Genomic DNA, 23,368 nt, shown 5'->3' on the forward strand with positions numbered 1-23,368 from the left:
TGCAGTAATTCGTTGGTAAAGGCAGCATAAACACTGCAAAATATAACCTATTATCGAAAAGTTAAGAAGTGATGAATCTCAATGTTACTCGCTAAAGCCAGTATTGGACGTAAGTTATTACTGGCCTTCCTTGCTATGGCGCTACTGGTGTTAACATCAGCGCTAATTGGTGTGTTTGGCTTTAGTTCGGTGGCGAAAACGGAGCGCAATGTCGTTAACTCAGCTATTCCGTCGATGCTAGAAGCGCGACAGGTATCTGTATTGAGCTCAAAAATCATCTCTTCGGTCCAAACGTTATCTAATGCAAAAACAGAAGTTCAGCGTCAACAATCGGGTAAAGAATTGTTTAACCGATTGGAGTCGCTATTAACGCACATTAAACAACTTGGCTCAGACTCATTCGACTCTGAGTTGCTGGCAAGGCTTGAGAATAACGTACAAGGTGTCATCGATACCTTAGCAAAACTGGGGATCGCAGTAGAGAAACGCTTAGTGTTAAATCAACATCTTGTCGTGAAAACCGAGCAACTACGTGATTTCGCGCAAGAGCTGGAGCAGTTAACTCGCACACAAGTTGCAAATACTTCAACGATTGCGGTTGCCAATGTGACCCATATTTATTCTCTGCTCGAACAGCAAGATGTTGAAGATGTTTATCAAGCACTCGATGCCTTGGTTGAAGTCGATCTCGACCTTGCAGAACGTTTGCACGAATTTCATCTGTTGGCATTTAAATTACTCAATCATATTGAAGAAACACGCACAGTGTCGGATATCAATCGTATCCGTACTATTGCCGATGAGTTCAAACACAACCTCAAAATTATGACACGTCGCGTGAACGCGGTTGAAGATCCGACGCGATCGATGCAAATGGTTGATTTACTCGTCAAGCTGCAATCACACTCGGACGTGTTTGATCTGCTTGTGCGTCGCGATGAAAATGAGCGCAATGCTCAACAATTAATGAAAGATACCTTGACGCAATTTACCACGCTCAACACAACAGTAAATAAGCTGGTTGATGAGTCGAATTTGGCCACAACGCGTGCGGTCGACGAATTAAAAACCACTCTCGACTACGCACAATTAACGCTCACTATTATTACTGTATTAGGCATGGTGATCGTCGTTTTGATCGTTTGGAAGGTCGTCTATGTCTCGGTCGTAAAGCGTCTTGCGGAGTATTCCTACGCGCTACTGTCTATTGCCAAAGGTCAGTTGCAAGTTGAGTTGAACATTAAGGGCAACGATGAGCTCGCGCATATGGGCCACGCGATCATCACCGCGAGAAACACCGCGAAAGCACTCAAGGTTGTTGCTGAAAGCGAAACAAAAGCGAAACGAGAGCTCCAAGAGCATAAAGAGCATTTGGAAGAATTGGTTGCAGAGCGAACTCAGCAGCTACAGCTGGCGAATTTACGTTTGAATGAAGAAGTTGAAAATCATGCACATGCTCGCAGGGCCGCAGAGCAAGCCAGTCGAGCTAAAAGCGCTTTCCTTGCCACCATGAGTCATGAAATCCGAACGCCTATGAATGGTGTGTTGGGCACCGCACAGTTGTTGAAAGATGCCGGTCTCAACCCCCAGCAAAGTTATTATGTTGATGTGATCAATCGTAGCGGAACTCACTTGCTGGCCATTCTTAATGATGTGCTGGATTATTCAAAAATCGAAGCTGGTCATTTAGAAATACGCCCAGTGAATTTTAATTTGTATGCGCTTATTGATGACATTACCCGTCTACATGATGGACGTGCGCAGGAAAAATCGATTGAGCTTAGTAATCTGATAGAAAGCGATGTTGCCAAGTTTTGGCTGGGCGATGTTAATCGAATTAGTCAGGTATTGAACAACCTCGTCGGTAATGCGATTAAGTTTACTGAAGGCGGTCATGTAGATCTCTATGTCGCATGTGATCCACAGGTGCCGCAAAATATTACGTTTGAAGTAAGCGATACGGGGATAGGTATCGCTGAAGAAGCATTGCCGACGTTGTTTGATGCTTTCACTCAAGCCGGACCGAGCCACGCGAGCAAAGGGGGGACGGGACTAGGGCTCGCAATCAGTAAGCGAATTGTAGAGGCAATGGGCGGGCAACTTTATGTTGAGTCAACACGCCATAATGGCAGTCGTTTTTGGTTTACTGTGCCATTGCAGTTAGGTGAAGAGGTACGAGAGGTTGAAGTACTCCGTGACTGCAGCATTAAAGCAAAAGTGCTGCTGGTGGAAGATAACCCGGTAAACTGCATGGTCGCAGAAGGTTTTCTTAACAGCATGGGACATGAAGTTAAAACCGCTGTTGATGGTGCCAGTGCGAAAGAGATGTTTGCCCGTGAATCATTTGACATTGCATTGCTTGACATCAATCTGCCAGATTGCAATGGTGTAGAACTGCTTGCAGAACTTAAACAGAATGAGAAGAGTGGGAACATTAACAGGGCAATACCAGTGATTGCACTCTCAGCACATGTTTACAACGAAGAAGTAGCAAGTTATTTATCGGCAGGATTTGATGGTTACCTGGCCAAACCTATTGATAAAAGTGCATTGTGCCAGCTTATTCAAAATAGTTTGGATGGCAAAAACTTACAGTTGGAACAAGATCGTCATCAACCAGTCAATGTAGAGGTGCCAACTGACACTGAGATCATTAACCCCAACGTGGTATTGGCGGATTTACAGGTGTTGGGTGAAGATAAAATGCGTGACCTTATTCAGTTGTTTGAACACGGGACAACGCAGATCTGCGCCGAGTTACAGTATGCTTACGATAATGGCAATGAACAGCAGGTCATTCAATTGGCGCATAAACTTAAAGGTTCTGCAGGCAGCCTAGGTTTGGGTGCGTTGTTTCAATTGTGTTTGAACATTGAGACGGCGTCACACCCTTTGAAAAGTTACCACGATCAGCAACACAATTTGCGCGAGCTTGTTTTTGCCTCTTGTCAGGCTTTACACAAAACATTAAACACAGAGGTTGAATGAATCATTTAGAGTCCAAACAACTGGTAATGAACCCCATCACCGCGAAAGATTGGTCACTGTTCGAAAGACTGCATCAAGATGATGAAGTGATTCGCTATGCTTTTGATAAACCGACGACTGACGAAATTCGTCAGCGTTTTGAATCGCGTTTGCCTGTATGGCGTTGGCCAGACAAACATTGGTTGTGTTTAGTGATTCGCGAGAAGACGACGGGAGAGGCGATTGGTGTGACGGGATTATGTGTTTCTGAACAAAACCAACAGCAAGTGGAAGTCGGCTATCTTTTGCTGCCAGAGTTTCATGGTAAAGGCTATGGGACAGAATCTCTGATCACGCTTATCCAACATGCAGCAAATCAACTACCGATAACAATCGTTAACGCCATTGTCACCGATGGTAATGTCGCTTCATGTAAAGTTCTTGAAAAAGCGGGTTTTTCTCTCAAAGAGCGAGAAAAAAATGCTTATCAGATTGGCGGCAAGTATTACGATGACCTGATTTATTGCTATCAGGTTTAATCAACAATGTCAGACCACGGTTAGGTGAACTTTTATTAACCTATGATCGTATTTTGTTGCGCTAAGATGGTAAAAAAGCAGCGTAAGCTGCTTTTTTACTTAGAGCTGAATTAGTGTTAGCTAATCGCAAGCTCAAGGATTTTGCGACTTTGGGTTAAATCAATCGCTTGATTCTCACCTAAAGCGACCATACCGTGTTGCTCTAATTGCTTAACAACAGTATCAACCGCTTCCTGCTTAGTACCCTGATAACCATTAAACTGAGTATCGACACCAAGCGACAAGTAGAATGCCTCTATTGCTTTAATGGTCTCTTCAGCTAGATTGTCAGAGTCAGCAAAGCCAAAGACATTTTTGCCCATTTGCTCAAGTTTGGCTTGCTTCACGGCAAACTGATTACGCAATAGCGAAGGTTGTACAATAGCCAATGATCTCGCATGGTCGACTGCCCAAAGAGCGGTAAACTCATGGCCGATCATATGCGTTGCCCAGTCTTGCGTAACACCCGAACCGATCAGACCGTTTAGAGCTTGGTTCGCTGTCCACATCAGGTTAGCGCGCCATTGATCGTTATCACGAGCGTCAAATTGTTCACCCAGTGTCTTTAAGTTACGCAATAATGCTTCAGCATAACCGTCTTGAACCATTGCACCGTGGTCAGTGGTCAGGTACTGCTCGCACACGTGTACCCACGCGTCAACGATGCCGTTGATCAACTGCTTTTCAGGCAACGTTTTCATTACATCAGGGTCCATCACGGCAAACTTAGGCTGCACATGAGGCGTCATAAACGGAAGTTTATCGTGAGTTTCAGCTTTGGTAACCACCGCACCCATATTCGACTCAGAACCCGTCGCGGGTAGGGTTAGAATTGCGCCAATTGGAATGGCTGCTGTCACTTGGTGTTTGCCAACCATAATGTCCCAGCCGTCACCGTCATATTTTGCGGCAGCGGCGACATATTTTGAACCATCGATAACAGAGCCACCACCAACAGCAAGAATAAAGTCAATGTCTTGTTCTTTGGCGATCGCGACAGCTTTGTCGAGGGTTTCTTTGGTCGGGTTTGGCTCGACACCAGAAAACTCAGACCATTGATGATGAGCAAGTGCTTGGCTGACTTGGTCATAAACGCCATTGCGTTTGATAGAGCCACCACCATAGATCACCAAAACTTTCTGATCGGTTGGAATCACCGATTCAATCGTTTTGATTTGGCCTTGACCGAAATGAATTTGTGTTGGATTTACGTAGGAAAATTGCATGGTAATTTTGCCTCTTGCTTCCGTGTTGGAATGTATTGTTTAACTTCATTATGCATATTAGTCTTGACTTTGGTCTAGATAAAGGTCAATTTCTCTGAATGTTTTGCCTATTTCTATTTTTTAATGAAAGAGAGTATTTACTTATGTCTTTGGCTGATTGGATGAAGCTCTATGTTGAGCAAAAAAATCTATCGAATTTAGAAGGGATCACCACGACGGAAATCGACGGCGTTCATTTCTACCGCAGCAGTCAAGGTAATCAACGTCAGCCTTTCGTTTATCAATCCGGTTTGATTGTTTTGGGCCAAGGGACTAAAAACATCTATCTTGGTAACCAACCTGTACATTATGGCCCCGATGACTATTTAGTGGTCGGTGTACCTATGCCGCTTGAGTGTGAAGCGATCACTGATAATGGTGAACCTTTGCTAGGATTGAGTATTGATATTGACGCACAAGTTTTACATCGGCTAGTTAATAAGCTTGAAACGCGAGGTTGCTACAATCCATGTAAAGACTCAGGAGCTAAGTCAGGTTTAAAATCAGTCGCAATGGACAATGAAATGCTCGATGTGTGTCAACGTTTAATGAAAGCGCTGTGTAACCCTATAGAGGCTTCAATCTTGGGCGATAGCTTAATGGAAGAAGTCACTTTTCGTGCGCTGATGAGTAAAGAAGGACACGTATTGTTTGACTTGGCGCGTCATGAAGGTCATTACGCGCGCGTGGCTAAAGCATTAGATTATCTGCATAGGAACTACACCAATACAGTCACAGTGCAAGATCTTGCCCAAACCGCCAATATGAGTGTTTCCGCGTTTCATCAAGCATTCAGAAGCGTCACATTGGCGTCACCGATTCAATACATTAAAAAAGTTCGTCTCAATAAAGCGCGTGAGTTAATTCAATTAGAAGGTGTAAAGGTGGGAGATGCGGCGCGTTTAGTCGGGTACAACAGCACATCGCAGTTCTCGCGTGAATTCAAACGTCATTTCAACTTAACACCAACCGAAAACAGTGTTGGTTAAAATAGGGAAATGGTTTTTAACACTCTTACTGTGTTTTTTTTCTTTAGTTTGAGTAGCATAAGCAAAGAGAATTATTCTCGTTACCCCTATAGGAGATCTAGTCAATCTTCTAGCTATAAGCCTCTTTATGTTGAAATGAAGAGGCTTATTTTTTATCGTTCGAATTAAATCGAATATTAGTTATCGATACAAAATAAGTGTGATGTTGTTGCAAATGAGATCACTCTGTTTGCGAGGCATTTTGGATTGTCACGATTCTTATCGTGTTATTTTCTCGATCTTATCTAATGTTATTTCACGAAGTGTTTTAAGTGTCCAATACGAAATTGAACAAATTTAATATTTCTAAACAATAACTTAAGGATAGAACAAAATGCATAAGTCAAAAGTGAACATGGCTAAGAGAGTTTTTACTCTGAGTACGCTTAGCGCATCGTGTTTGATGGCGTTCAACAGTTACGCAGCGATTGATTGCACCCCATTGGGTGATTGGGACTCAGCAACAATTTACAACACGGGTGATCAGGTCACACATTCAGGTCAAGCGTACCAAGCGAATTATTGGACGCAAGGAAATGATCCGCTACAAACCTCAGGTGAGTGGGGACACTGGAAGAATCTAGGCAGTTGTGACACAGGGGCGTCAAACCAAGCCCCAACGGTCAATTTAACGGCGCCATTAGCCAACGCTGCTTTTAGCGAAGGTGAGGTAGTGACACTATCGGCCGATGCGCTAGACACAGATGGCGAGGTGGTTAACGTTGAGTTTTTACTTGATGGAGTGGTGGTTGCACAAGCGAATAGTGCACCTTATGTTTCATCATGGGTTGCTAGCGTGGGCTCGCATCAAATTAGTGCAGTGGCTACCGATGATAAAGGTGCAACCAGTGTATTAAGTAGCGTTGACATTCTTGTTGATAGTGCAACGCCCGGTAACGAAGCTCCGAACGTTGAGCTTACTTTGTCTGCAACAGTTGTTGATGTCGGCAGTGTGGTTACCTTATCGGCCAATGCCGTTGACAGCGATGGCACCATTGATAAGGTTGATTTCTATGTTGCTGGCACACTAGTCGGCAGCGCAGCGGCAGCGCCTTATCGTTTAGACTACACCACCACCAGTTCTGGCACTGTGTCTGTTTATGCCAAAGCAACCGACAACGTAGGGGCGAGCACAAACTCGGTATCTGCAAGTCTCAAAGTTAATGGCTTACCAACGGTGTCAAACTGTCGCCCTGATGGCTTGTATCAAACTCAAGGTATTGATGTCCCTTACTGCACTACCTACGATGAAGAAGGTCGAGAATTAATGGGCGCCGATCATCCAAGGCGTGTCATTGGTTACTTTACCAGTTGGCGTTCAGGAGACGATCCTCAAGCGGCATATTTAGTCAAAGATATTCCATGGGAACAGTTAACACACATCAACTATGCCTTTGTTGGCATAGGTTCTGACGGTAAGGTTAACCTAGGTGATGTGAATGATCCGAATAACGCCGCAACGGGTAAAGAGTGGCCAGGGGTAGAGATTGACCCTACATTGGGTTTCAAAGGCCACTTTGGTGCGTTAGCGACCTACAAAAAACGTTTTGACGTCAAGACACTTATTTCTATTGGTGGTTGGGCTGAAACGGGTGGTCACTTTGGTGCAGATGGTAATCGTGTTGCTGATGGCGGCTTCTATACCATGACCACCAATGCTGACGGTTCAATCAACCATGCCGGTATTGAAAAATTTGCTGCATCAGCGGTTGAAATGATGCGCACTTATCAATTTGACGGCTTAGATATCGACTATGAGTATCCGACCTCTATGGCTGGCGCGGGAAATCCATACGATAAAGATTTCATGGAACCTCGTCGTCAATACTTGTGGGCATCTTATCAAGAGTTGATGAAAGTGCTGCGTGAAAAATTGGATGTTGCTTCAGCGCAAGATGGTAACCACTACATGCTGACTATTGCCGCACCATCATCGGGTTATCTGTTACGTGGTATGGAAACATTTGATGTCACGAAGTACCTCGACTACGTCAATATCATGTCTTACGACTTACATGGCGCTTGGAATGATCATGTCGGCCATAACGCAGCATTGTACGATACAGGCGAAGACTCAGAGTTAGCCCAATGGAACGTTTATGGTACGGCTGCATATGGTGGCATTGGTTACCTTAATACTGACTGGGCTTATCACTATTTCCGTGGCTCAATGCCAGCGGGCCGTATTAATATTGGTGTCCCTTACTATACGCGTGGTTGGCAAGGCGTGACGGGTGGCACCAATGGCTTATGGGGACGAGCCGCGCTTCCTGATCAAACTCAGTGTCCACAAGGTACCGGTGAAGGCGAAAAGAACAATTGTGGTAACGGCGCAATAGGCATTGATAACATGTGGCACGATACCGATCCGAAAGGTAACGAAATGGGGGCGGGATCAGGTCCAATGTGGCATGCGAAGAACCTCGAGAACGGTATTTTTGGTTCGTATGCTCAGGCGTATAATCTTGATCCTGTCAATAATGCCGATGATCGTTTAGTAGGGAACTATTCTCGCCACTATGACAGCGTAGCCGTTGCGCCTTGGCTTTGGAACGCAGAGAAGGGGGTATTCCTTTCTACCGAAGATCAAGCATCGGTATCGGTTAAAGCTGACTACGTTATCGACAAAGAAATTGGCGGCATTATGTTCTGGGAGCTGGCGGGCGACTATAACTGTTATGTACTCGATGCGAACGGTCAACGTGGCGCGGTTGATACCACTGAGCAAGCGTGTCAGAGCGGTAACGGTGAATACCACATGGGTAACACCATGACCAAAGCAATGTACGACAAGTTTAAATCAGCAACTCCTTATGGCAATAAAGTTGCAACCAATGCGATTGCAAGTGAAACGGTTGATATTTCTGTGGCAATTGGTGGCTTTAAAGTCGGCGATCAAAACTACCCAATCAATCCGAAAGTGACCTTTACTAATAATACTGGTCAAGCCATTCCTGGTGGGACTGAGTTCCAATTTGATATTCCGGTTTCGGCGCCAGACAATGCCAAAGATCAATCCGGAGGCGGGTTGGCTGTCATCGCATCGGGTCATTCACGATCAAATAACGTTGGTGGTTTAGACGGTACGATGCACCGAGTTGCGTTCAGCCTTCCGGCATGGAAAGAGTTACCCGCTGGTGGTAGTTATGAACTCGATATGGTGTATTACTTGCCAATTTCGGGACCGGCCAATTATTCAGTCAATCTCAGCGGGGTCGATTACGCCTTTAAGTTCGAACAACCGGATTTGCCTGTTGCCGATTTATCTGTAGGGAACGGTGATCCTTCAGGCGGTGACAACGGTGGCGATACCGGCGGAGATACTGGCTCTGGTAGTGTGACACCTTGGCAGCCTGGTGTCACTCAAGCGACGAACGGTGAAACCTATTCGTACAACGGTAAGTGTTTTGTCGCGCAAAATAGCCCAGGAACGTGGGAGTCACCGACTCAGTCAAACTGGTTCTGGAATGAGGTTCCTTGCTCGTAACACATTTGCTCGTAACTGGTAAATAAACACACGGCCTTGGTTTATCCAAGGCCTTTTTTTGCGGTATTAGAACTGGTAACTCTCAGGAACAACAACAATGCCGCTTTCTGAAATGTGGAAGCGTTTCGCGTCTTCGACTCGATTCAATCCAATTTCTGTATGCGCTGGGATCTTGACGTGTTTATCAATGATACAGTTAACTAATTTACACCCTTCACCAACGTTGACACTGTCAAATAAAATACTGTCTACGATCGTTGCGCTGTCTTCAATCTGCACGTTGGATGAGATAATTGAGTGTTGTACTGACCCGCCTGAATTAATCACACCACTGGCGATGATCGAGTTAATAAAGATGCCTTCATTCCCCGTCGCCGAAGAAACCGTACGCGCTGGCGGTAGTTGAGCTTCATAGGTTCGAATCCCCCAATTGGGTTGATACAGATTCATCGGAGGAACGGGTTCAAGTAAATCCATATTGGCTTGATAAAATGAATCTATCGTGCCGACATCGCGCCAATAGCAATCGCGCGCCACACGCCCTCGATCAGAGCAGAAGTTGTAAGCATAAACTTGTTGTTCATCAATTAGTTTTGGAATGACGTCATTGCCAAAATCATGTGACGATTGTTGGTCATTAGCGTCTTGGCGTAGAACCCGACGCAGGGTGTCCATTTCGAAGATATAAATCCCCATCGACGCTAAACACTTTTCACTATTATTGGGCATAGGTTGAGGTGACTGGGGCTTTTCACTGAAAGTTTCTACCCGATTTTGCTCGTTGATCGACAACACTCCGAATGACGACGCCTCTTTGAGAGGGACGGCCATCGAGGCGATGGTCAGTTTGGCGTCATTTTCAATGTGAGCCTTTAACATTTCGGCGTAATCCATACGATAAATATGATCGCCAGATAGGACAATCACATGTTTCGCCTCACTGCGTTCCAGTAACCACAGATTGTGATAGATCGCGTCCGCTGTCCCTTCGTACCATTTACCACCACCGCGCATTTGTGGAGGAACAACGGTGACAAACTCCCCGAGCTCTGGATTGAAAATAGACCAGCCATCGCGGAGGTGTTTTTGTAATGAGTGCGATTTGTATTGGGTCAGTACGAGAATTTGACGTAGCCCTGAGTGAAGGCAGTTAGTAAGGGTAAAATCAATGATGCGATATTTGCCCCCAAATGGAACAGCTGGTTTGGCACGGTCATCAGTTAGGGGGCTTAATCGTGAACCCATACCGCCAGCTAATATAACGGTGAGTACATCTTGCATGAGTATCTCCATATAGCGCGTCGAGGAAGGAATGTAGGTATTAAGCGTAGTTCAAGAATTGAGCCAACAACAAAACGACCTTGGCATAAGGGATAGAGCCAAGCGCAGTGAAAGCACTGATACTTTATGGTGCACTCGCCAGTGCAGGCGCACCAAACTTAAGCAATAGTATCGGCTTCGCTGGCTGAAAACACTGAAACTTGATTGCGACCGAGAGATTTTGACTCGTACAAAGCGATGTCGGCGCGTTTGTAGGTCTCTTGCGCTGAGGCTGAGATCTCTGTTAGTCCCACACTGATCGTGATGTTGAGTTCACTTTCTAAATTAATGGCGATGCGAATTCTATTTAACACCATTTCCGCTTCGTTCAATTCAGTGTGTGGCATAATGATCGCAAATTCCTCGCCACCAATACGAGCGACAAGGTCGGTTTCCCTGAGATGATGTTTTAGGCTAAGGGCTACTTCTTTAATGACCTCGTCACCCTTATCGTGACCATGTTTATCATTGATGCGTTTAAAGTGGTCGATATCAATCAAAGCCAAGGTCGAGGTTTCATGCTTTCTATAGCGTTTAATTCGAGAGACTTGAACTTGCATCTCTGAGTCAAATTTGCGGCGATTCCACAAGGAAGTCATCGAATCTTTCTCACTCAGTTCGCGCAAGCGATCTTCGAGTTCTTTACGATGTGAGATATCAACAAAAGAGGCAACGTAGAACTGAATCGTACCACGGCGGTCTTTAACGGTTTGGATTCTCAATATTTCTGTGATCAGTGAACCGTCACGACGTTTGTTGACCACTTCGCCTTCCCAAAGGCCTTGCTCTTCTAATACTTTCCACATGTTCATGTAGAACTGTTGTTGGTGTTTTCCTGAGGCAAATACGGAAGGTGGCTTGCCTTTGACATCGTTAAGGGTATAACCACTTACGCGAGTAAATTCGCTGTTGACCTGTATGATGCGGTTATTGCGGTCGGTGATAACAACGGCAGACATGCCGTTCATTGCTGCGCGGGCTATCTTACTGTCTAAACTATTTTTAATGTGGTTATGATTCCACGCAACGAATGTAAAACTGAGTAAAAACAAGATAATGAAGATAAAAGTGGCTTGAATGTAAAGATCTCTACTCTCTAAATCGGTGAACGCTTGAGCTTGAGAAAAATCGGTAGTAATGAAAAAAGTCAGTTTGTCGATGTTTTCAATATCGTCAAACATTGCTGTAGTGAAAGAGATCCAATTTTGGCTTGAACGAAAGGTGCCTGAATCACGCTCATTAATCATCTGCCACAGCTTAGGGTATTGCAGTGCTATGTTGGCTTGTTCATTGGCGGCAATTAAGTGGCCCATAATCCCCTGATTATTTGGAGACATAATGTAATAGCCATCTTTGTTGACAATATTAGGAAGATAATCGCTATTGCGTTTATACGCTAACCCGCGGTAAATACGTGTAAGATCAAGGTTCGCGATAAAGTAACCCGTGCGCTTGCCATTGCTCGAAAGCGGGTAGATCACCCGATAGGCTGGAGTAAATGGAGTGGTAATCTCCCCATATTCCGACTCAAGGTCAATCCCAAATTCACCCACTTCATCATTAGTTAATGTTTGAGCGTATTTAAAAAAGCTTCGATCTCCTTTAAATTGCAACTGTTGTAACGGGACGATTTCATCATCATTTTGGCTACTGTTGACCCGCACAACTTCCATTCCTTGCGCGTCAATAAAACGAAGATGGGAGAAATAACCTTGGGTACGAACAATGAGTAACCAAAAGTCTTGCAGCGCTTGGATGTTCTCTTGGTTTGGTTGTTGTAACACCTTATCTAACATACCGTTATTAGATAGATACTGTAATGAGGTGGAGACTTCTGTCAACGATGTTTGCAGTTCAGCTTTTGAGTACTCGAGCTTGTTACGGTTGAGCTGCTCGACGTATTGCTGCGTTTTAGTATCAAGTTGGTTGAATTGAGTATAAAAATAAAGAAATGGAACAAGTGCCAAAATAGAGAATACGACTAGGAACTGGAAAATGAGTTTGTATTGGCTTTTATTCATTGGGAAATAATCAGTTATTTGGCAGCAATATCAACATTATCTTAACTAAAATAGATTTAGATTGCTGTGAGCACGATTGAATATTGTGCGGTTAACCACGGTGGTTGTTGATTTGTGCTGGTACAGCCCTATTAGAAGTAAAAAAAGAGCACCTTCATAGTAAAGGTGCTCAAGCTAACCATCGGGGGACGAGGTCAGTTAAACGGTAGCCGTTGTTGCTTGTTTAGCGTCTGACTTATTCTTCAAGAACGCGTAGCCAAAGCCAGTTAAAGCAGTACCTGCCGCTATCGCAACTAAGTACATGACAACGGGCGTGATTGCATTTGGAATCAACAGAACAAACAAGCCGCCGTGTGGGGCCATTAATTTTGCACCAAATAGCATAGACAGAGCACCAGTTAGTGCGCCACCAGCCATACAAGCAGGGATGACACGCATTGGATCTTTAGCCGCGAATGGGATGGCACCTTCAGAGATAAAACAAAGTCCAAGTACAAACGAGGCTTTACCTGCTTCACGCTCACTTTGTTCAAATTTGTTTTTGGCAATAAATGTCGCCAGTCCCATACCGAGTGCCGGAACCATACCCGCAGCCATAATGGCAGCCATAGGTGCATAAGTTTGAGATGCAAGTAAACCGACGCCAAAGGCATACGCCGCTTTGTTTACCGGACCACCAAGATCGAAACACATCATTGCACCAAGCAACACACCCAACATGACTGCGCTGTCTGAACCCATATTATTAAGGAAGTCAGTTAAACCGTTCATGATGCCAGATACTGGGCCACCAACAACGTAGATCATGACAAGGCCAGTAAAAAGGGTTGCAACGAATGGAATGATCAAAATGGGTTTTAATGCTTCCATCGATTGTGGAAGACTGACTTTTTCCGCCAAGAGTTTTGCCGCATAACCAGCAATGAAACCAGCTGCAATACCACCTAGGAAACCAGCACCTGTTGAGCTCGCTAACATACCGCCAACGAGACCAGGAGCAAGACCTGGGCGATCCGCGATAGAGAAGGCGATGTAACCAGCAAGAACAGGGATCATCAGGGCAAACGCAGAACCACCACCAATCGTCATCAGAGCTGCGGCGAGAGTACCTTCTTCTTTAAAGGCTTCAATACCAAACACAAATGAGAGCGCAATGATCAATCCGCCAGCAACAACAACAGGTAGCATGTGCGAAACGCCGGTCATTAGATGTTTATACGCACCTTTATTCTCTTCGTTAGCGGTTGAACTAGCATTGCCAGTGTGTTGATAAACAGTTGCTTGTTCGAATGCTTTATCCATCTCTTCAGACGTTTTCTTGAGCGCAGGGCCCGTCTTGGTACGGTACATCTTTTTACCGTTAAAACGATCGAGAGGGACGTCGATGTCGGCGGCAATAATCACTAAGTCTGCTTCGGCAATATCTTGATCGCTAAGTTGGTTTTTTGCGCCAACTGAACCGCGAGTCTCGACTTTAATTTGGTGACCTCGACGTTTACCTTCTTCATTTAACGCTTCTGCTGCCATAAAGGTATGGGCAACGCCAGTTGGACATGCGGTGATCGCGACTATCTTTTTGCTACCACTGGTCGTCGAGGCTGGCGTGTTTTCAACGGTAGTAGCTTGCGCTAATACCTGTGCATCTTTGATCGCTTGTTGCAAACATTGGGTTGGGTCGGCGATGACTTTATCAATGCTGACTTGGTATACTTTCTTGCCAACAAAGCGTGATGTATCGACTACACGGTTAGCGGCAATCACGATCACTTCTGCATTATCAATCTCGCTTTGACTTAGCGTATTTTGTGCAACCACAGTCGATTGACATTCAATAGCTGCATTCCAACCAAGGGAAGCAACGGATTTTTCGAGTAAACCTGCAGCTAGGATGCTATTGGCAACCCCGCTAGGGCAGGCCGTAATAATGGCGATATTCATAGTGGTAACCTTTTGTTATCTAATTTCCGTTATGACTTGATGCTTGTCCAAGGTCGAACACTTTGGTTGCAAGCGTTACTTGTTCCAGCTCTTGTTGACTGGTTAGGCCTACACCAACTTGGCTAACTGCGATGGCAGATAGCGCAGTGGCGAAGCGCAGTAATTCGTGTTTTGGCATGTTTTGCATGTGTCCCCAGCACAAGCCAGCGACCAATGTGTCTCCTGCACCAACGGTACTGACCACATCCATACGTGGAGGTTGAGCGCGAATCCATTGCTGTTCATTTAGCCACATCACACCATCAGCACCCATTGAAACCACAATGTTTTCTATACCGCTGGTACTGAGTTGCTCAGCGGCTTTCTGGCATTCTTCCGGGCTAGACAAGTGCTGACCGAGCAGTTCGCTTAGTTCTTCATCATTGGGTTTAATTAGCCAAGGCTGGGCAGCAATTCCTGCGTGCAAAGCGGTTTTACTGCTGTCGAATAACACCTTTTTGCCTTGAGAGCGCAACAACTCGATCCACGCAGCGCATTGTTGAGGAGAGATGCCTTGCGGCAAGCTACCAGCAAAGACAAAATACTCATGTGACTTAGCAAGTTGCAGCAGTTTAGCTTCAAACTTGGCTGCCTCACCAGCTGTGACTTTAACGCCAGGAAAGTTAATGTCACTGACCTGACCACTAGACTCAACCAGTTTGACGTTAATGCGCGTCGCACCTTCAACCTCAATAAAATGATTTGTTGCACCGATTTGGTTAAACAGCTGGTGGAACAGTTCGGGGTTATCCTTGCCTAAAAAGCCGGTTACAGTGACTTGAGCGCCAAGATCGGCAAGAACTTTTGCAACATTGACGCCTTTACCTGCCGCGCGTAAATTGCTTTGGTTGACCAAACTTACTGTGCCCACATTTAGCGACTCAAGGCTACCAGTAAGATCAAGGGCAGGGTTTAGAGTAATAGTGACAACACGCTTAGTGTTTACCATGGTCATATACACCTCTCAACCTTCACCGAGACCAGAATTAATCGCGCAACCAATGGCCTCAAGCGCCTGAGCTGCATCATGCCCTTCTGCAGTAAATTGCAGTTGATGGCCATGTTTAACACCTAGAGCAATGACCTTCATCAGGCTCTTGGCGTTAACCGCTTTGCTATCGCCATCGAGGTTCGCAACGCGAATGTTAGATTCAAATTTCTTGGCTTCTGCGACTAACATCGCGCCAGGGCGAGCATGTAAACCGTGAGCGTTTTTAATTTTGAACGTGGCGATATTGTCAGTTGATTGATCGCTGCTACTGTGTTCAACCACTTCGCCCTTAAGCAGAGCAATTAATTGTTTTGCGTTGGCATCAATTAAGCTTTGCTGCTTTTGTTGGAACACAAGTTCAGTAATCCGTTGGAGAACGTCTAGGTGGGCATTATTGCAGGCAGCAAACGCGATAAGCGCGTGAACTTTTTGCCCTTGGTATTCACAATCATTGATCGTAGAAACAAAAGAGAGACCAGTGCGCAGAACGTGTTGATCACTGCCAATCAGCCATAAGCCCTTGCCAAGGTGAGTGGGCGACTTGGTCACAATGTCAGCAACGAAGGCATTTTCAGCGCAGCCAGTATTTTTAAGTAGGCTGCCGGCAACGGCGCACATTTGCACCATGTCACTGGCTGGGAACTGAAGCTGTATCAATGAAGCATCAAACTCAGCTTCAAATTGAACATCGCCGTTGAGTAGCGCGATAATTTCTTGCTCACTTTTTGCATCGCGTAAGCGCTGTTCGACACCATCGGCGCTAAGAACCTTCGTGAGCTGTTTTAAAATGCCTAAGTGTTCATCTGATTTGGCCGCAATTCCAATTGCAACATAAGCGACATTGCCGTCACCCCAATCAACACCTTGAGGAAAGTGATGAACGGCAACGCCCGTGGTGTTGACCATATTTCGAGTATCAGTGGTGCCATGGGGAATCGCAATGCCATTACCAAGAAAAGTCGAGTTCTGATTTTCACGATTCAACATACCGTCAACATAACCTGATTGGACGAGGTTCTTATCGGTAAGACTGCTTGCTATACGTTTGATTGCATCGAACTTGTTATCGGCGGCTTGCGACAACGTGATATCGCTTGTGTCTAATTTAAGCATGGGACTCTCCAGCTTGGTCAATAGTTATTCTTCTAAGTCTCTGCTCGTTAAGCAGGCTTAACTTCTGCTGTTCGTTCTAATCTTTACTCAGCCGCTAATTAACGGATAAATAGTTGGCTGAATCGATTCAGCAAAAGACTAAAATATATTGGATTCAGTCGATTGGCGTCCTAATGATTGAACTAGGAGTTGTAAGCTGACTAATCGCGGTTTATTGACTTCGATTAGTGATTCGCTTCACCATTTTGATTCTTGCTGAATCCTTTCAGCTTTAATACTGAATCGTTTCAGCCTATAATTCAACCCAAGCTTGGATCCTAATGTTTGTTCTATGATCCGGCGCACAGAACAAAGGTTGACGATATGACTCTTGATGAAATCGCCAAATTGGCTGGCGTTTCTAAAACGACCGCAAGCTATGTAATTAATGGCAAAGCGCAAAAGTACCGAATTAGTGAAAAGACGCAGCGTAAAGTAATGGCTGTGGTGAACGAATATAATTACCGCCCAGACTTGGCTGCAAGCACGTTACGTGTCGGACAAAGTCGATCATTTGGACTGATTATCCCTGATCTAGAAAACACCAGTTACGCCAGGTTGGCAAAACTCCTAGAGCAAAATTCGCGCTCGGCGGGTTATCAAATCTTAATCGCCTGTTCAGATGATGAACCTGAAACAGAGAAAAACGTTGTCCAGGCATTAGTCAGTCGCAAAGTTGATGCCTTGTTTGTTGCCAGTGTGATTCCCGAAGCGAGCGACTATTACCTTGAGTTACAGAGTCGGGGAACGCCTGTTATCGCACTTGACCGTCCACTTGATGATGAACATTTTTCGTGTGTTATTAGTGAAGATTTTAGCGGGGCGTACGATCTTACTCTCTCGGTGCTTAGTGACACTAAAAAGACGGTGGGGCTGATTGGTGCCTTACCTGAATTGAATATTTCTCGAGAACGGGAGCTGGGCTTTAGATCGGCAACGTCAAAGTATGGCGTTAATACTCAGATTCGCTATGGTGAGCACTTTAACCGTGCCGATGGTGAGAAAGTGTTTGAACAGTGGTGTGAGGAAAATATAATGCCTGATGCCATAGTAACGACATCATACACACTCCTTGAAGGCGTACTTGATGCGCTAGTGAAAAAGCCGGAACTGATGCATGGGCTAAAACTAGCGACTTTTGGTGATAATCGGTTACTCGACTTTTTGCCGACCAAAATTAATTCATTGCCACAGCAATTTGAACTGATTGCTGACAGTGCGATGGAACTGGCGTTGAATGCCGCCGCTAAAAGATACAAACCTGGTATTGAACTGATTCCGCGTAAAATTGTTGTTCGCTAAAACAAGCAGCCCCAGCCAATGGTTGGGGCTGCAAATTAGTATATGATGTGTGTTAGTACTGAAAGCGGACAGACATCGTGATCTGTGGACCATAAAGGCCATTGTTACGCGTTTCTGCCGACAAAGAGAGTTGCTGCGTTGAATGGAAACGCACGCCAGCATGGACAACAGAAGAATCGTCATTGCGACCGATACGGCCTGTTAGTTCGACTTGATCCGTAATCCAGATGCGACCACCAATATTAACCTCAGCTTGAGTTTCACTTTCTCCACCAGCTTCTTCAGTAAACTTTACTTGATGGATAAGGAGTTGGCCATAAACGTCGGCAAACTGATTAACAGGGCCATTGAAACCAACCCCAGCAGCAAAATCGTAATCTTTATCGAACTGAGTGTCGGCGCGAACGACAAAGTGTGAATTTTCAGTAAAAAATGTGCTGAATTCTACGCCGGTCATCTCTGGGCCCACTGCGGTGCGAACTTCGAAATAGTTGTAATTAAAGTTATTAGCTTGTGCGCTACCACTGATACCCAAAAATGCTAAGGTACTGGCCAAGATGGTGTTTTTCAAAAGAAGTCTCCGACTCGCAACAATAAATTGACTAAAAAATTTGGCTTGCAATAAGCAAGCCAAATGATAGCGTAATCGGCGAGTGAAAACAGGCTTTTATAACAGTTGAAGTCGATCAACCTCAATTTCTGGTGTATTTCCACCCTCGTACTCACCGAACAAGCGCACTTTACTGGTTTGATCTAACGGTTGATCGAGTACAATGTCATCATCAAGTTCTACCTGAATTTCTCCCTTACCGTCCGAGAAAATATAGGTATCCCCTTTGATTTGACGGAGTAAATTACCTTCCACCACGACATGTTTCTCGGTAAACATACTGGTATCTTCTAATAAAGAAGCCACAGAGCTCACTTCTACCGGACCATTGTATTGTACGCCTTGAGACGCGTGGTCATTCTTTGCCATTGCAAGACCTGGAGCAAGAATGATGCTTACTGCTGTTGCTAATAGAACCTTGTTCATTGTGTTCTCCTTTATTGACTCTAATTCGTGTATCGGGTTGTTTGATGGTGCTATTAGAGCAGGGTATTTGTGAACCAATGCTGAGTGATAAGTTCATATTCCATTCATATTATTGAGTTATTTCGCTCAAATTCGTTATTATGTCAGCCTAAACAATATCGAAGACATTTCCATGAAATCTACTCACCAAGCATTAATGGTTCAAGGCACTACCTCGGATGCCGGCAAAAGCGTGTTAGTCGCAGGCTTATGCCGTGTGCTCGCAAGAAAGGGCGTAAAGGTTGCGCCTTTCAAGCCACAAAACATGGCACTCAACAGTGCAGTGACTGCTGACGGAGGAGAAATAGGTCGTGCCCAGGCGGTACAAGCATTAGCGGCCAACCTCGAACCAAGTGTCCACATGAATCCAGTGCTACTTAAGCCAAACAGTGATATGGGGGCGCAAGTCATTTTTCAAGGTAAAGCGACTACCACGGTTGATGCTATTGGCTATCAAAGTTACAAGCAGGTTGCGATGCCTGTGGTGATGGATTCCTTTAATCAACTTCAGTCTGAGTTTGATTGTATCGTTATTGAAGGCGCAGGCAGTCCAGCAGAAATTAACCTGCGCGAAAACGATATTGCCAATATGGGATTTGCCGAGCAGGCGGATGTCCCGGTGATTATCATCGCGGATATTGATCGTGGTGGAGTCTTCGCTCATCTTTATGGCACCTTAGCCCTGCTATCAGAGCAAGAGCAGCAGCGGGTTAAAGGTTTTGTGATCAATCGATTTCGCGGCGACATTGGCTTGCTTCAATCAGGATTAGACTGGTTAGAGCAAAAAACGGGTATCCCGGTTATTGGTGTCTTACCATATTTGCATGGTTTCGATTTGGAAGCAGAAGACGCGATTAATGCTGCACAAGTGGTTGCTGAGAAAGCAAAACTCAATGTTAAAGTACCAGTGTTGCCAAGAATAAGTAATCACACCGACTTTGATACATTACGCCAAAATCCAGATATCAACCTTACTTATGTCGGTAAAGGCGAGCGCTTAGACGGCGCTGATCTTATTATTTTACCTGGCTCAAAATCGGTTCGTAATGATCTCGATTATCTCCGTAGCCAAGGTTGGGATCGTCAAATAGAGCGCCATTTGCGCTATGGTGGTAAAGTGATGGGAATCTGCGGTGGCTACCAAATGCTGGGCAAATGGATACATGATCCATTAGCGATAGAAAGCGCGGCGGGTTCGACGCAAGGTTTAGGTTTTCTTAATGCTCATACGACACTTGCCTCAGAGAAAACTTTGACCAATGTATCAGGCACGCTCACTCTGGATGATCAGACGTTGTCGATCAGCGGTTATGAAATTCATGCTGGTATTACCGAAGTAAACGCAAGCCAGCCGATAACACTGAATACCAATACCTTAGATGGTGCGATAAGTGACTGTAATCAAGTATTTGGTACTTATCTACATGGTATTTTTGACGACTCGCGCGCCGTGACGGCGGTGGCTCGATGGGTGGGTATTGATGATATTGCCCAAGTGGATCATCGCCAGAATCAACAAGATGCGATTGATAGAATAGCGGATGCGATAGAGCAGCACCTAGATCTGAACAAACTATGGCCATAACTCGTTTCATTTTAGCCAGCCAAAGCCGGCACATCGTACTAACAGCACTGCTTGCATTAGTGAGCTTTTCTGCCACCGCTAGTGAAAGATTGCGCATATACGCTGCTTCCTCAATGACTAATGCTGTCAACGAGTTAATTACTCAGTATAAACAACAGCACGAGGTTGAGATGACCGCAGTGTATGGCGGTACGTCGTCATTGGCGCGTCAAATTGAACATGGAGCGCCTGCAGATATCTTAATTGCAGCGAACCAGAAGTGGGTTGATTTTCTGATTAATAGTGACGTGATATCAAGTGACGCGGTCACTAATATCGCAACCAATCAATTGGTTGTTATTAGCAAAAATGCCCTGAAACCATTCGACATTCAGCAATCAAGTGCTTGGTTAGAGGCATTACAAGGCCAGCGCTTAGCGATTGGACAACCTGACGCCGTCCCAGCAGGCATTTATGCCAAACAGTCGTTAGAGCATCTTGGTGTCTGGCCTAAGCTTAATGGTCATTTGGCGCCAACTAATAACGTCAGAGTGGCACTCACTTTGGTTGAACGGGGTGAAACACCTTTAGGCATTGTTTATCAGACGGATGCACTGCAAAGTGACCAGGTAAGAACTGTGGTGCGTTTACCACAAAGCAGCCATAGCACGATTGTATATCCAATGGTGAAACTCACCAATAATGATGCCACGACTCAGTTTTTACACTTTGTGCAAAGTGATGCTGGGCAAACGATCTTATCTCGCTTTGGCTTTTCTGTTGCTACGGAGTTGAAATAGTGCTGTCAGAATACGAATATCAAGCCTTAATGCTCAGCCTGAAAGTCGCAGGTTATGCGTTGCTGTGGTTGATTCCAATAGGTATTGGTTTTGCTTGGGTGTTAGCACGCAAGCAGTTTATTGGTAAAAGTATTATCGATAGTGTTATTCATCTACCTTTGGTGCTCCCACCGGTGGTTATTGGCTATCTGCTACTCATTTCAATGGGACGCCAAGGCTTTCTAGGAAGCTGGTTGTACGATCAATTTGGGTTGGTGTTTTCTTTTAGTTGGAAGGGGGCGGTACTGGCTTGTATCGTCGTTGCACTGCCACTTATGGTTCGTTCAATTCGTCTCAGCTTAGAAAATGTCGACACTAAACTTGAACAAGCCGCTGCCACTTTGGGGGCATCGCCACTCAAAGTGTTTTTTACCATTACTTTGCCATTAACCCTGCCTGGAATCATTACGGGCAGTATGCTCTCCTTTGCACGCAGTCTTGGTGAGTTTGGCGCAACGATAAGCTTCGTCTCAAATATCCCCGGAGAGACGCAAACAATTCCATTAGCAATGTACAATTTTATCGAAACGCCAGGAGCAGAAGCGCAAGCAATGCGCCTATGCGTTATTTCAATTGTTATTGCGCTCGGTTCGTTGATGCTCTCTGAGTGGTTGACTCGCGCAAGCGCCCGTCGATTAGGAGCGCGCTTATGAGCAAACTTACGATTCAGTATCAACAAACACTAGGCACGACACAATTTGATATTGACCTTTGTTTACCTCAACAGGGAATTACCGCGATCTTTGGCCGTTCTGGGGCGGGGAAAACCTCGTTAATTAATGCCGTTGCAGGGTTAGCGACCCCGACAAGTGGGCGAATAACAATAGGTGATGTCACCTTATACGATTCAAGCCAACACGTTAATGTACCAACCTATAAACGCAATATTGGCTATGTATTTCAAGATGCACGTCTATTTCCTCACTTTAACGTCCAAGGCAATTTAACCTATGGAGTTAAACAAGACGATGCACAACATTTTAATGAAGTTGTCGAACTGCTCGCGTTAAAGCCACTGTTACAACGATACCCGAGCGAGCTCTCTGGAGGTGAAAAGCAACGTGTTGCTATAGGCAGAGCGCTACTTTCAAAACCACGCATATTGCTCATGGATGAACCGTTAGCCTCATTAGATTTACCTCGCAAGCGTGAGGTGATGCCATTTCTTGAGCAATTGGCTAAAAGCGTACAGATTCCAATCCTTTATGTCTCTCATAGCTTGAACGAAGTGCTGCGCTTGGCAAATCAATTAGTCGTGATTGATGGTGGACAAGTGGTCATTTCCGGCCCAATAGAGCAGGTGTGGTCGTCATCAGCGATGAAGCCTTGGCAGGGATTTTCTGAGCAAAGCACTCTGTTTGACGTCTGTATTGTTGGTCATAATGACGATTATGCCTTGTCACAAGTAGAATTAGCTCCAGATACCGCGTTATGGGTACAGAAAGTTGAAGGGGAGATTGGTCAACCAATACGCTTGCAGGTGCGTGCCAATGATGTGTCGCTTATGCTCGATAAGCCACAACGAACGTCCATCCGTAACGTTCTAAAAGGGACGATCTCACACATCGAACTTCATAGCCACGGCCACGAGAGACAAAGTGTCGAGGTCCAAATACGATTGGCCGTAGACTGTTATCTCAAAGCTACGATCACACAATGGGCGAAAGAGGATCTGCAACTAGACGTAGGGGTAGAGGTTTACGCGCAGATTAAAGGGGTAAGTGTCACCCAACGCGATATGGTTTTAAGCCAATAAAAACGCCGCTGATCAGCGGCGTTGACTATTACTTGGTATAAGTAAA

Annotated in this window: 17 protein-coding genes; 9 read left to right on the forward strand and 8 right to left on the reverse strand. The window is 45.2% G+C overall.

Features of this window, described 5'->3' with window-relative positions; translation table 11 throughout:
- The first annotated feature begins 81 nt into the window (after positions 1–81).
- Both torS and BS19_RS15560 read left to right on the forward strand, forming a co-directional pair.
- Entirely contained in the window at positions 82–2,988 is a 2,907-nt protein-coding gene (gene torS / locus BS19_RS15555) for a TMAO reductase system sensor histidine kinase/response regulator TorS (protein ID WP_038176516.1), read from the forward strand.
- Complete coding sequence (locus BS19_RS15560; RefSeq protein ID WP_038176517.1) at positions 2,985–3,506, forward strand: GNAT family N-acetyltransferase; 522 nt, start codon at positions 2,985–2,987, stop codon at positions 3,504–3,506. The genes torS and BS19_RS15560 overlap by 4 nt, the downstream gene beginning before the upstream one ends.
- Before the next feature lie 116 nt (positions 3,507–3,622).
- Here BS19_RS15560 and BS19_RS15565 read toward each other — a convergent pair whose 3' ends face one another.
- A complete protein-coding gene (locus tag BS19_RS15565; protein WP_038176518.1) occupies positions 3,623–4,771 on the reverse strand; it encodes an iron-containing alcohol dehydrogenase in 1,149 nt (382 codons plus the stop codon).
- Between the two features lie 143 nt (positions 4,772–4,914).
- On the opposite strand from BS19_RS15565, the gene BS19_RS15570 reads away from it, so the two are divergent.
- Positions 4,915–5,799 carry an AraC family transcriptional regulator gene (locus BS19_RS15570; RefSeq protein ID WP_038176519.1) on the forward strand — a complete coding sequence of 295 codons (885 nt, stop codon included), beginning with the start codon at positions 4,915–4,917 and terminating at the stop codon, positions 5,797–5,799.
- A gap of 373 nt (positions 5,800–6,172) precedes the next feature.
- Complete coding sequence (locus tag BS19_RS15575; RefSeq protein ID WP_038176521.1) at positions 6,173–9,325, forward strand: chitinase C-terminal domain-containing protein; 3,153 nt, start codon at positions 6,173–6,175, stop codon at positions 9,323–9,325.
- Positions 9,326–9,391: 66 nt separating this feature from the next.
- Here the strand turns inward: BS19_RS15575 and glgC are convergent, their stop codons facing one another.
- The 5 genes from glgC to fruB form a co-directional block, all read right to left on the reverse strand.
- A complete protein-coding gene (glgC, locus tag BS19_RS15580) occupies positions 9,392–10,618 on the reverse strand; it encodes a glucose-1-phosphate adenylyltransferase (RefSeq protein ID WP_084186032.1) in 1,227 nt (408 codons plus the stop codon).
- A 146-nt stretch (positions 10,619–10,764) separates the two neighbouring features.
- Complete coding sequence (locus BS19_RS15585; RefSeq protein WP_038176524.1) at positions 10,765–12,666, reverse strand: sensor domain-containing diguanylate cyclase; 1,902 nt, start codon at positions 12,664–12,666, stop codon at positions 10,765–10,767.
- A 198-nt stretch (positions 12,667–12,864) separates the two neighbouring features.
- Entirely contained in the window at positions 12,865–14,604 is a 1,740-nt protein-coding gene (fruA, locus tag BS19_RS15590) for a PTS fructose transporter subunit IIBC (RefSeq protein ID WP_038176526.1), read from the reverse strand.
- Positions 14,605–14,623: 19 nt separating this feature from the next.
- Positions 14,624–15,598: a 1-phosphofructokinase gene (gene pfkB, locus BS19_RS15595; RefSeq protein ID WP_038176527.1), complete on the reverse strand. Its 975-nt coding sequence runs from the start codon at positions 15,596–15,598 to the stop codon at positions 14,624–14,626.
- Between the two features lie 9 nt (positions 15,599–15,607).
- A complete protein-coding gene (gene fruB, locus BS19_RS15600) occupies positions 15,608–16,747 on the reverse strand; it encodes a fused PTS fructose transporter subunit IIA/HPr protein (protein WP_038176528.1) in 1,140 nt (379 codons plus the stop codon).
- A gap of 363 nt (positions 16,748–17,110) precedes the next feature.
- On the opposite strand from fruB, the gene cra reads away from it, so the two are divergent.
- Positions 17,111–18,088, forward strand: coding sequence for a catabolite repressor/activator (gene cra / locus BS19_RS15605; protein ID WP_038176529.1), 978 nt, complete (start codon positions 17,111–17,113; stop codon positions 18,086–18,088).
- Positions 18,089–18,140: 52 nt separating this feature from the next.
- On the opposite strand, the gene BS19_RS15610 is transcribed toward cra, so the two are convergent.
- Positions 18,141–18,659 (reverse strand): hypothetical protein, encoded by a 519-nt coding sequence (locus BS19_RS15610; RefSeq protein WP_038176530.1) that lies wholly within the window; start codon positions 18,657–18,659, stop codon positions 18,141–18,143.
- 96 nt (positions 18,660–18,755) lie between these two features.
- A complete protein-coding gene (locus tag BS19_RS15615) occupies positions 18,756–19,124 on the reverse strand; it encodes a YgiW/YdeI family stress tolerance OB fold protein (protein ID WP_038176532.1) in 369 nt (122 codons plus the stop codon).
- A 172-nt stretch (positions 19,125–19,296) separates the two neighbouring features.
- On the opposite strand from BS19_RS15615, the gene BS19_RS15620 reads away from it, so the two are divergent.
- The 4 genes from BS19_RS15620 to modC are packed head-to-tail and all read left to right on the forward strand — an operon-like array spanning position 19,297 to position 23,322.
- Complete coding sequence (locus BS19_RS15620) at positions 19,297–20,748, forward strand: cobyric acid synthase (protein ID WP_038176534.1); 1,452 nt, start codon at positions 19,297–19,299, stop codon at positions 20,746–20,748.
- Complete coding sequence (gene modA / locus BS19_RS15625) at positions 20,739–21,527, forward strand: molybdate ABC transporter substrate-binding protein (protein ID WP_051686555.1); 789 nt, start codon at positions 20,739–20,741, stop codon at positions 21,525–21,527. Before BS19_RS15620 ends, modA begins: the two co-directional genes overlap by 10 nt.
- Complete coding sequence (modB, locus tag BS19_RS15630; RefSeq protein ID WP_084186033.1) at positions 21,527–22,219, forward strand: molybdate ABC transporter permease subunit; 693 nt, start codon at positions 21,527–21,529, stop codon at positions 22,217–22,219. Before modA ends, modB begins: the two co-directional genes overlap by 1 nt.
- Positions 22,216–23,322 (forward strand): molybdenum ABC transporter ATP-binding protein ModC, encoded by a 1,107-nt coding sequence (gene modC, locus BS19_RS15635; RefSeq protein WP_038176539.1) that lies wholly within the window; start codon positions 22,216–22,218, stop codon positions 23,320–23,322. Before modB ends, modC begins: the two co-directional genes overlap by 4 nt.
- The last annotated feature ends 46 nt before the right edge of the window (positions 23,323–23,368 follow it).

Source organism: Vibrio pacinii DSM 19139, assembly GCF_000711795.1.
GTDB lineage: Bacteria > Pseudomonadota > Gammaproteobacteria > Enterobacterales > Vibrionaceae > Vibrio > Vibrio pacinii.

Excerpts from the sequence above, each read along its gene's own strand:
- torS (WP_038176516.1), top strand. The coding sequence starts at position 82 with ATGTTACTCGCTAAAGCCAGTATTGGACGTAAGTTATTACTGGCCTTC.
- BS19_RS15560 (WP_038176517.1), top strand. The coding sequence starts at position 2,985 with ATGAATCATTTAGAGTCCAAACAACTGGTAATGAACCCCATCACCGCG.
- BS19_RS15565 (WP_038176518.1), bottom strand. The coding sequence starts at position 4,771 with ATGCAATTTTCCTACGTAAATCCAACACAAATTCATTTCGGTCAAGGC.
- BS19_RS15570 (WP_038176519.1), top strand. The coding sequence starts at position 4,915 with ATGTCTTTGGCTGATTGGATGAAGCTCTATGTTGAGCAAAAAAATCTA.
- BS19_RS15575 (WP_038176521.1), top strand. The coding sequence starts at position 6,173 with ATGCATAAGTCAAAAGTGAACATGGCTAAGAGAGTTTTTACTCTGAGT.
- glgC (WP_084186032.1), bottom strand. The coding sequence starts at position 10,618 with ATGGAGATACTCATGCAAGATGTACTCACCGTTATATTAGCTGGCGGT.
- BS19_RS15585 (WP_038176524.1), bottom strand. The coding sequence starts at position 12,666 with ATGAATAAAAGCCAATACAAACTCATTTTCCAGTTCCTAGTCGTATTC.
- fruA (WP_038176526.1), bottom strand. The coding sequence starts at position 14,604 with ATGAATATCGCCATTATTACGGCCTGCCCTAGCGGGGTTGCCAATAGC.
- pfkB (WP_038176527.1), bottom strand. The coding sequence starts at position 15,598 with ATGACCATGGTAAACACTAAGCGTGTTGTCACTATTACTCTAAACCCT.
- fruB (WP_038176528.1), bottom strand. The coding sequence starts at position 16,747 with ATGCTTAAATTAGACACAAGCGATATCACGTTGTCGCAAGCCGCCGAT.
- cra (WP_038176529.1), top strand. The coding sequence starts at position 17,111 with ATGACTCTTGATGAAATCGCCAAATTGGCTGGCGTTTCTAAAACGACC.
- BS19_RS15615 (WP_038176532.1), bottom strand. The coding sequence starts at position 19,124 with ATGAACAAGGTTCTATTAGCAACAGCAGTAAGCATCATTCTTGCTCCA.
- BS19_RS15620 (WP_038176534.1), top strand. The coding sequence starts at position 19,297 with ATGAAATCTACTCACCAAGCATTAATGGTTCAAGGCACTACCTCGGAT.
- modA (WP_051686555.1), top strand. The coding sequence starts at position 20,739 with ATGGCCATAACTCGTTTCATTTTAGCCAGCCAAAGCCGGCACATCGTA.
- modC (WP_038176539.1), top strand. The coding sequence starts at position 22,216 with ATGAGCAAACTTACGATTCAGTATCAACAAACACTAGGCACGACACAA.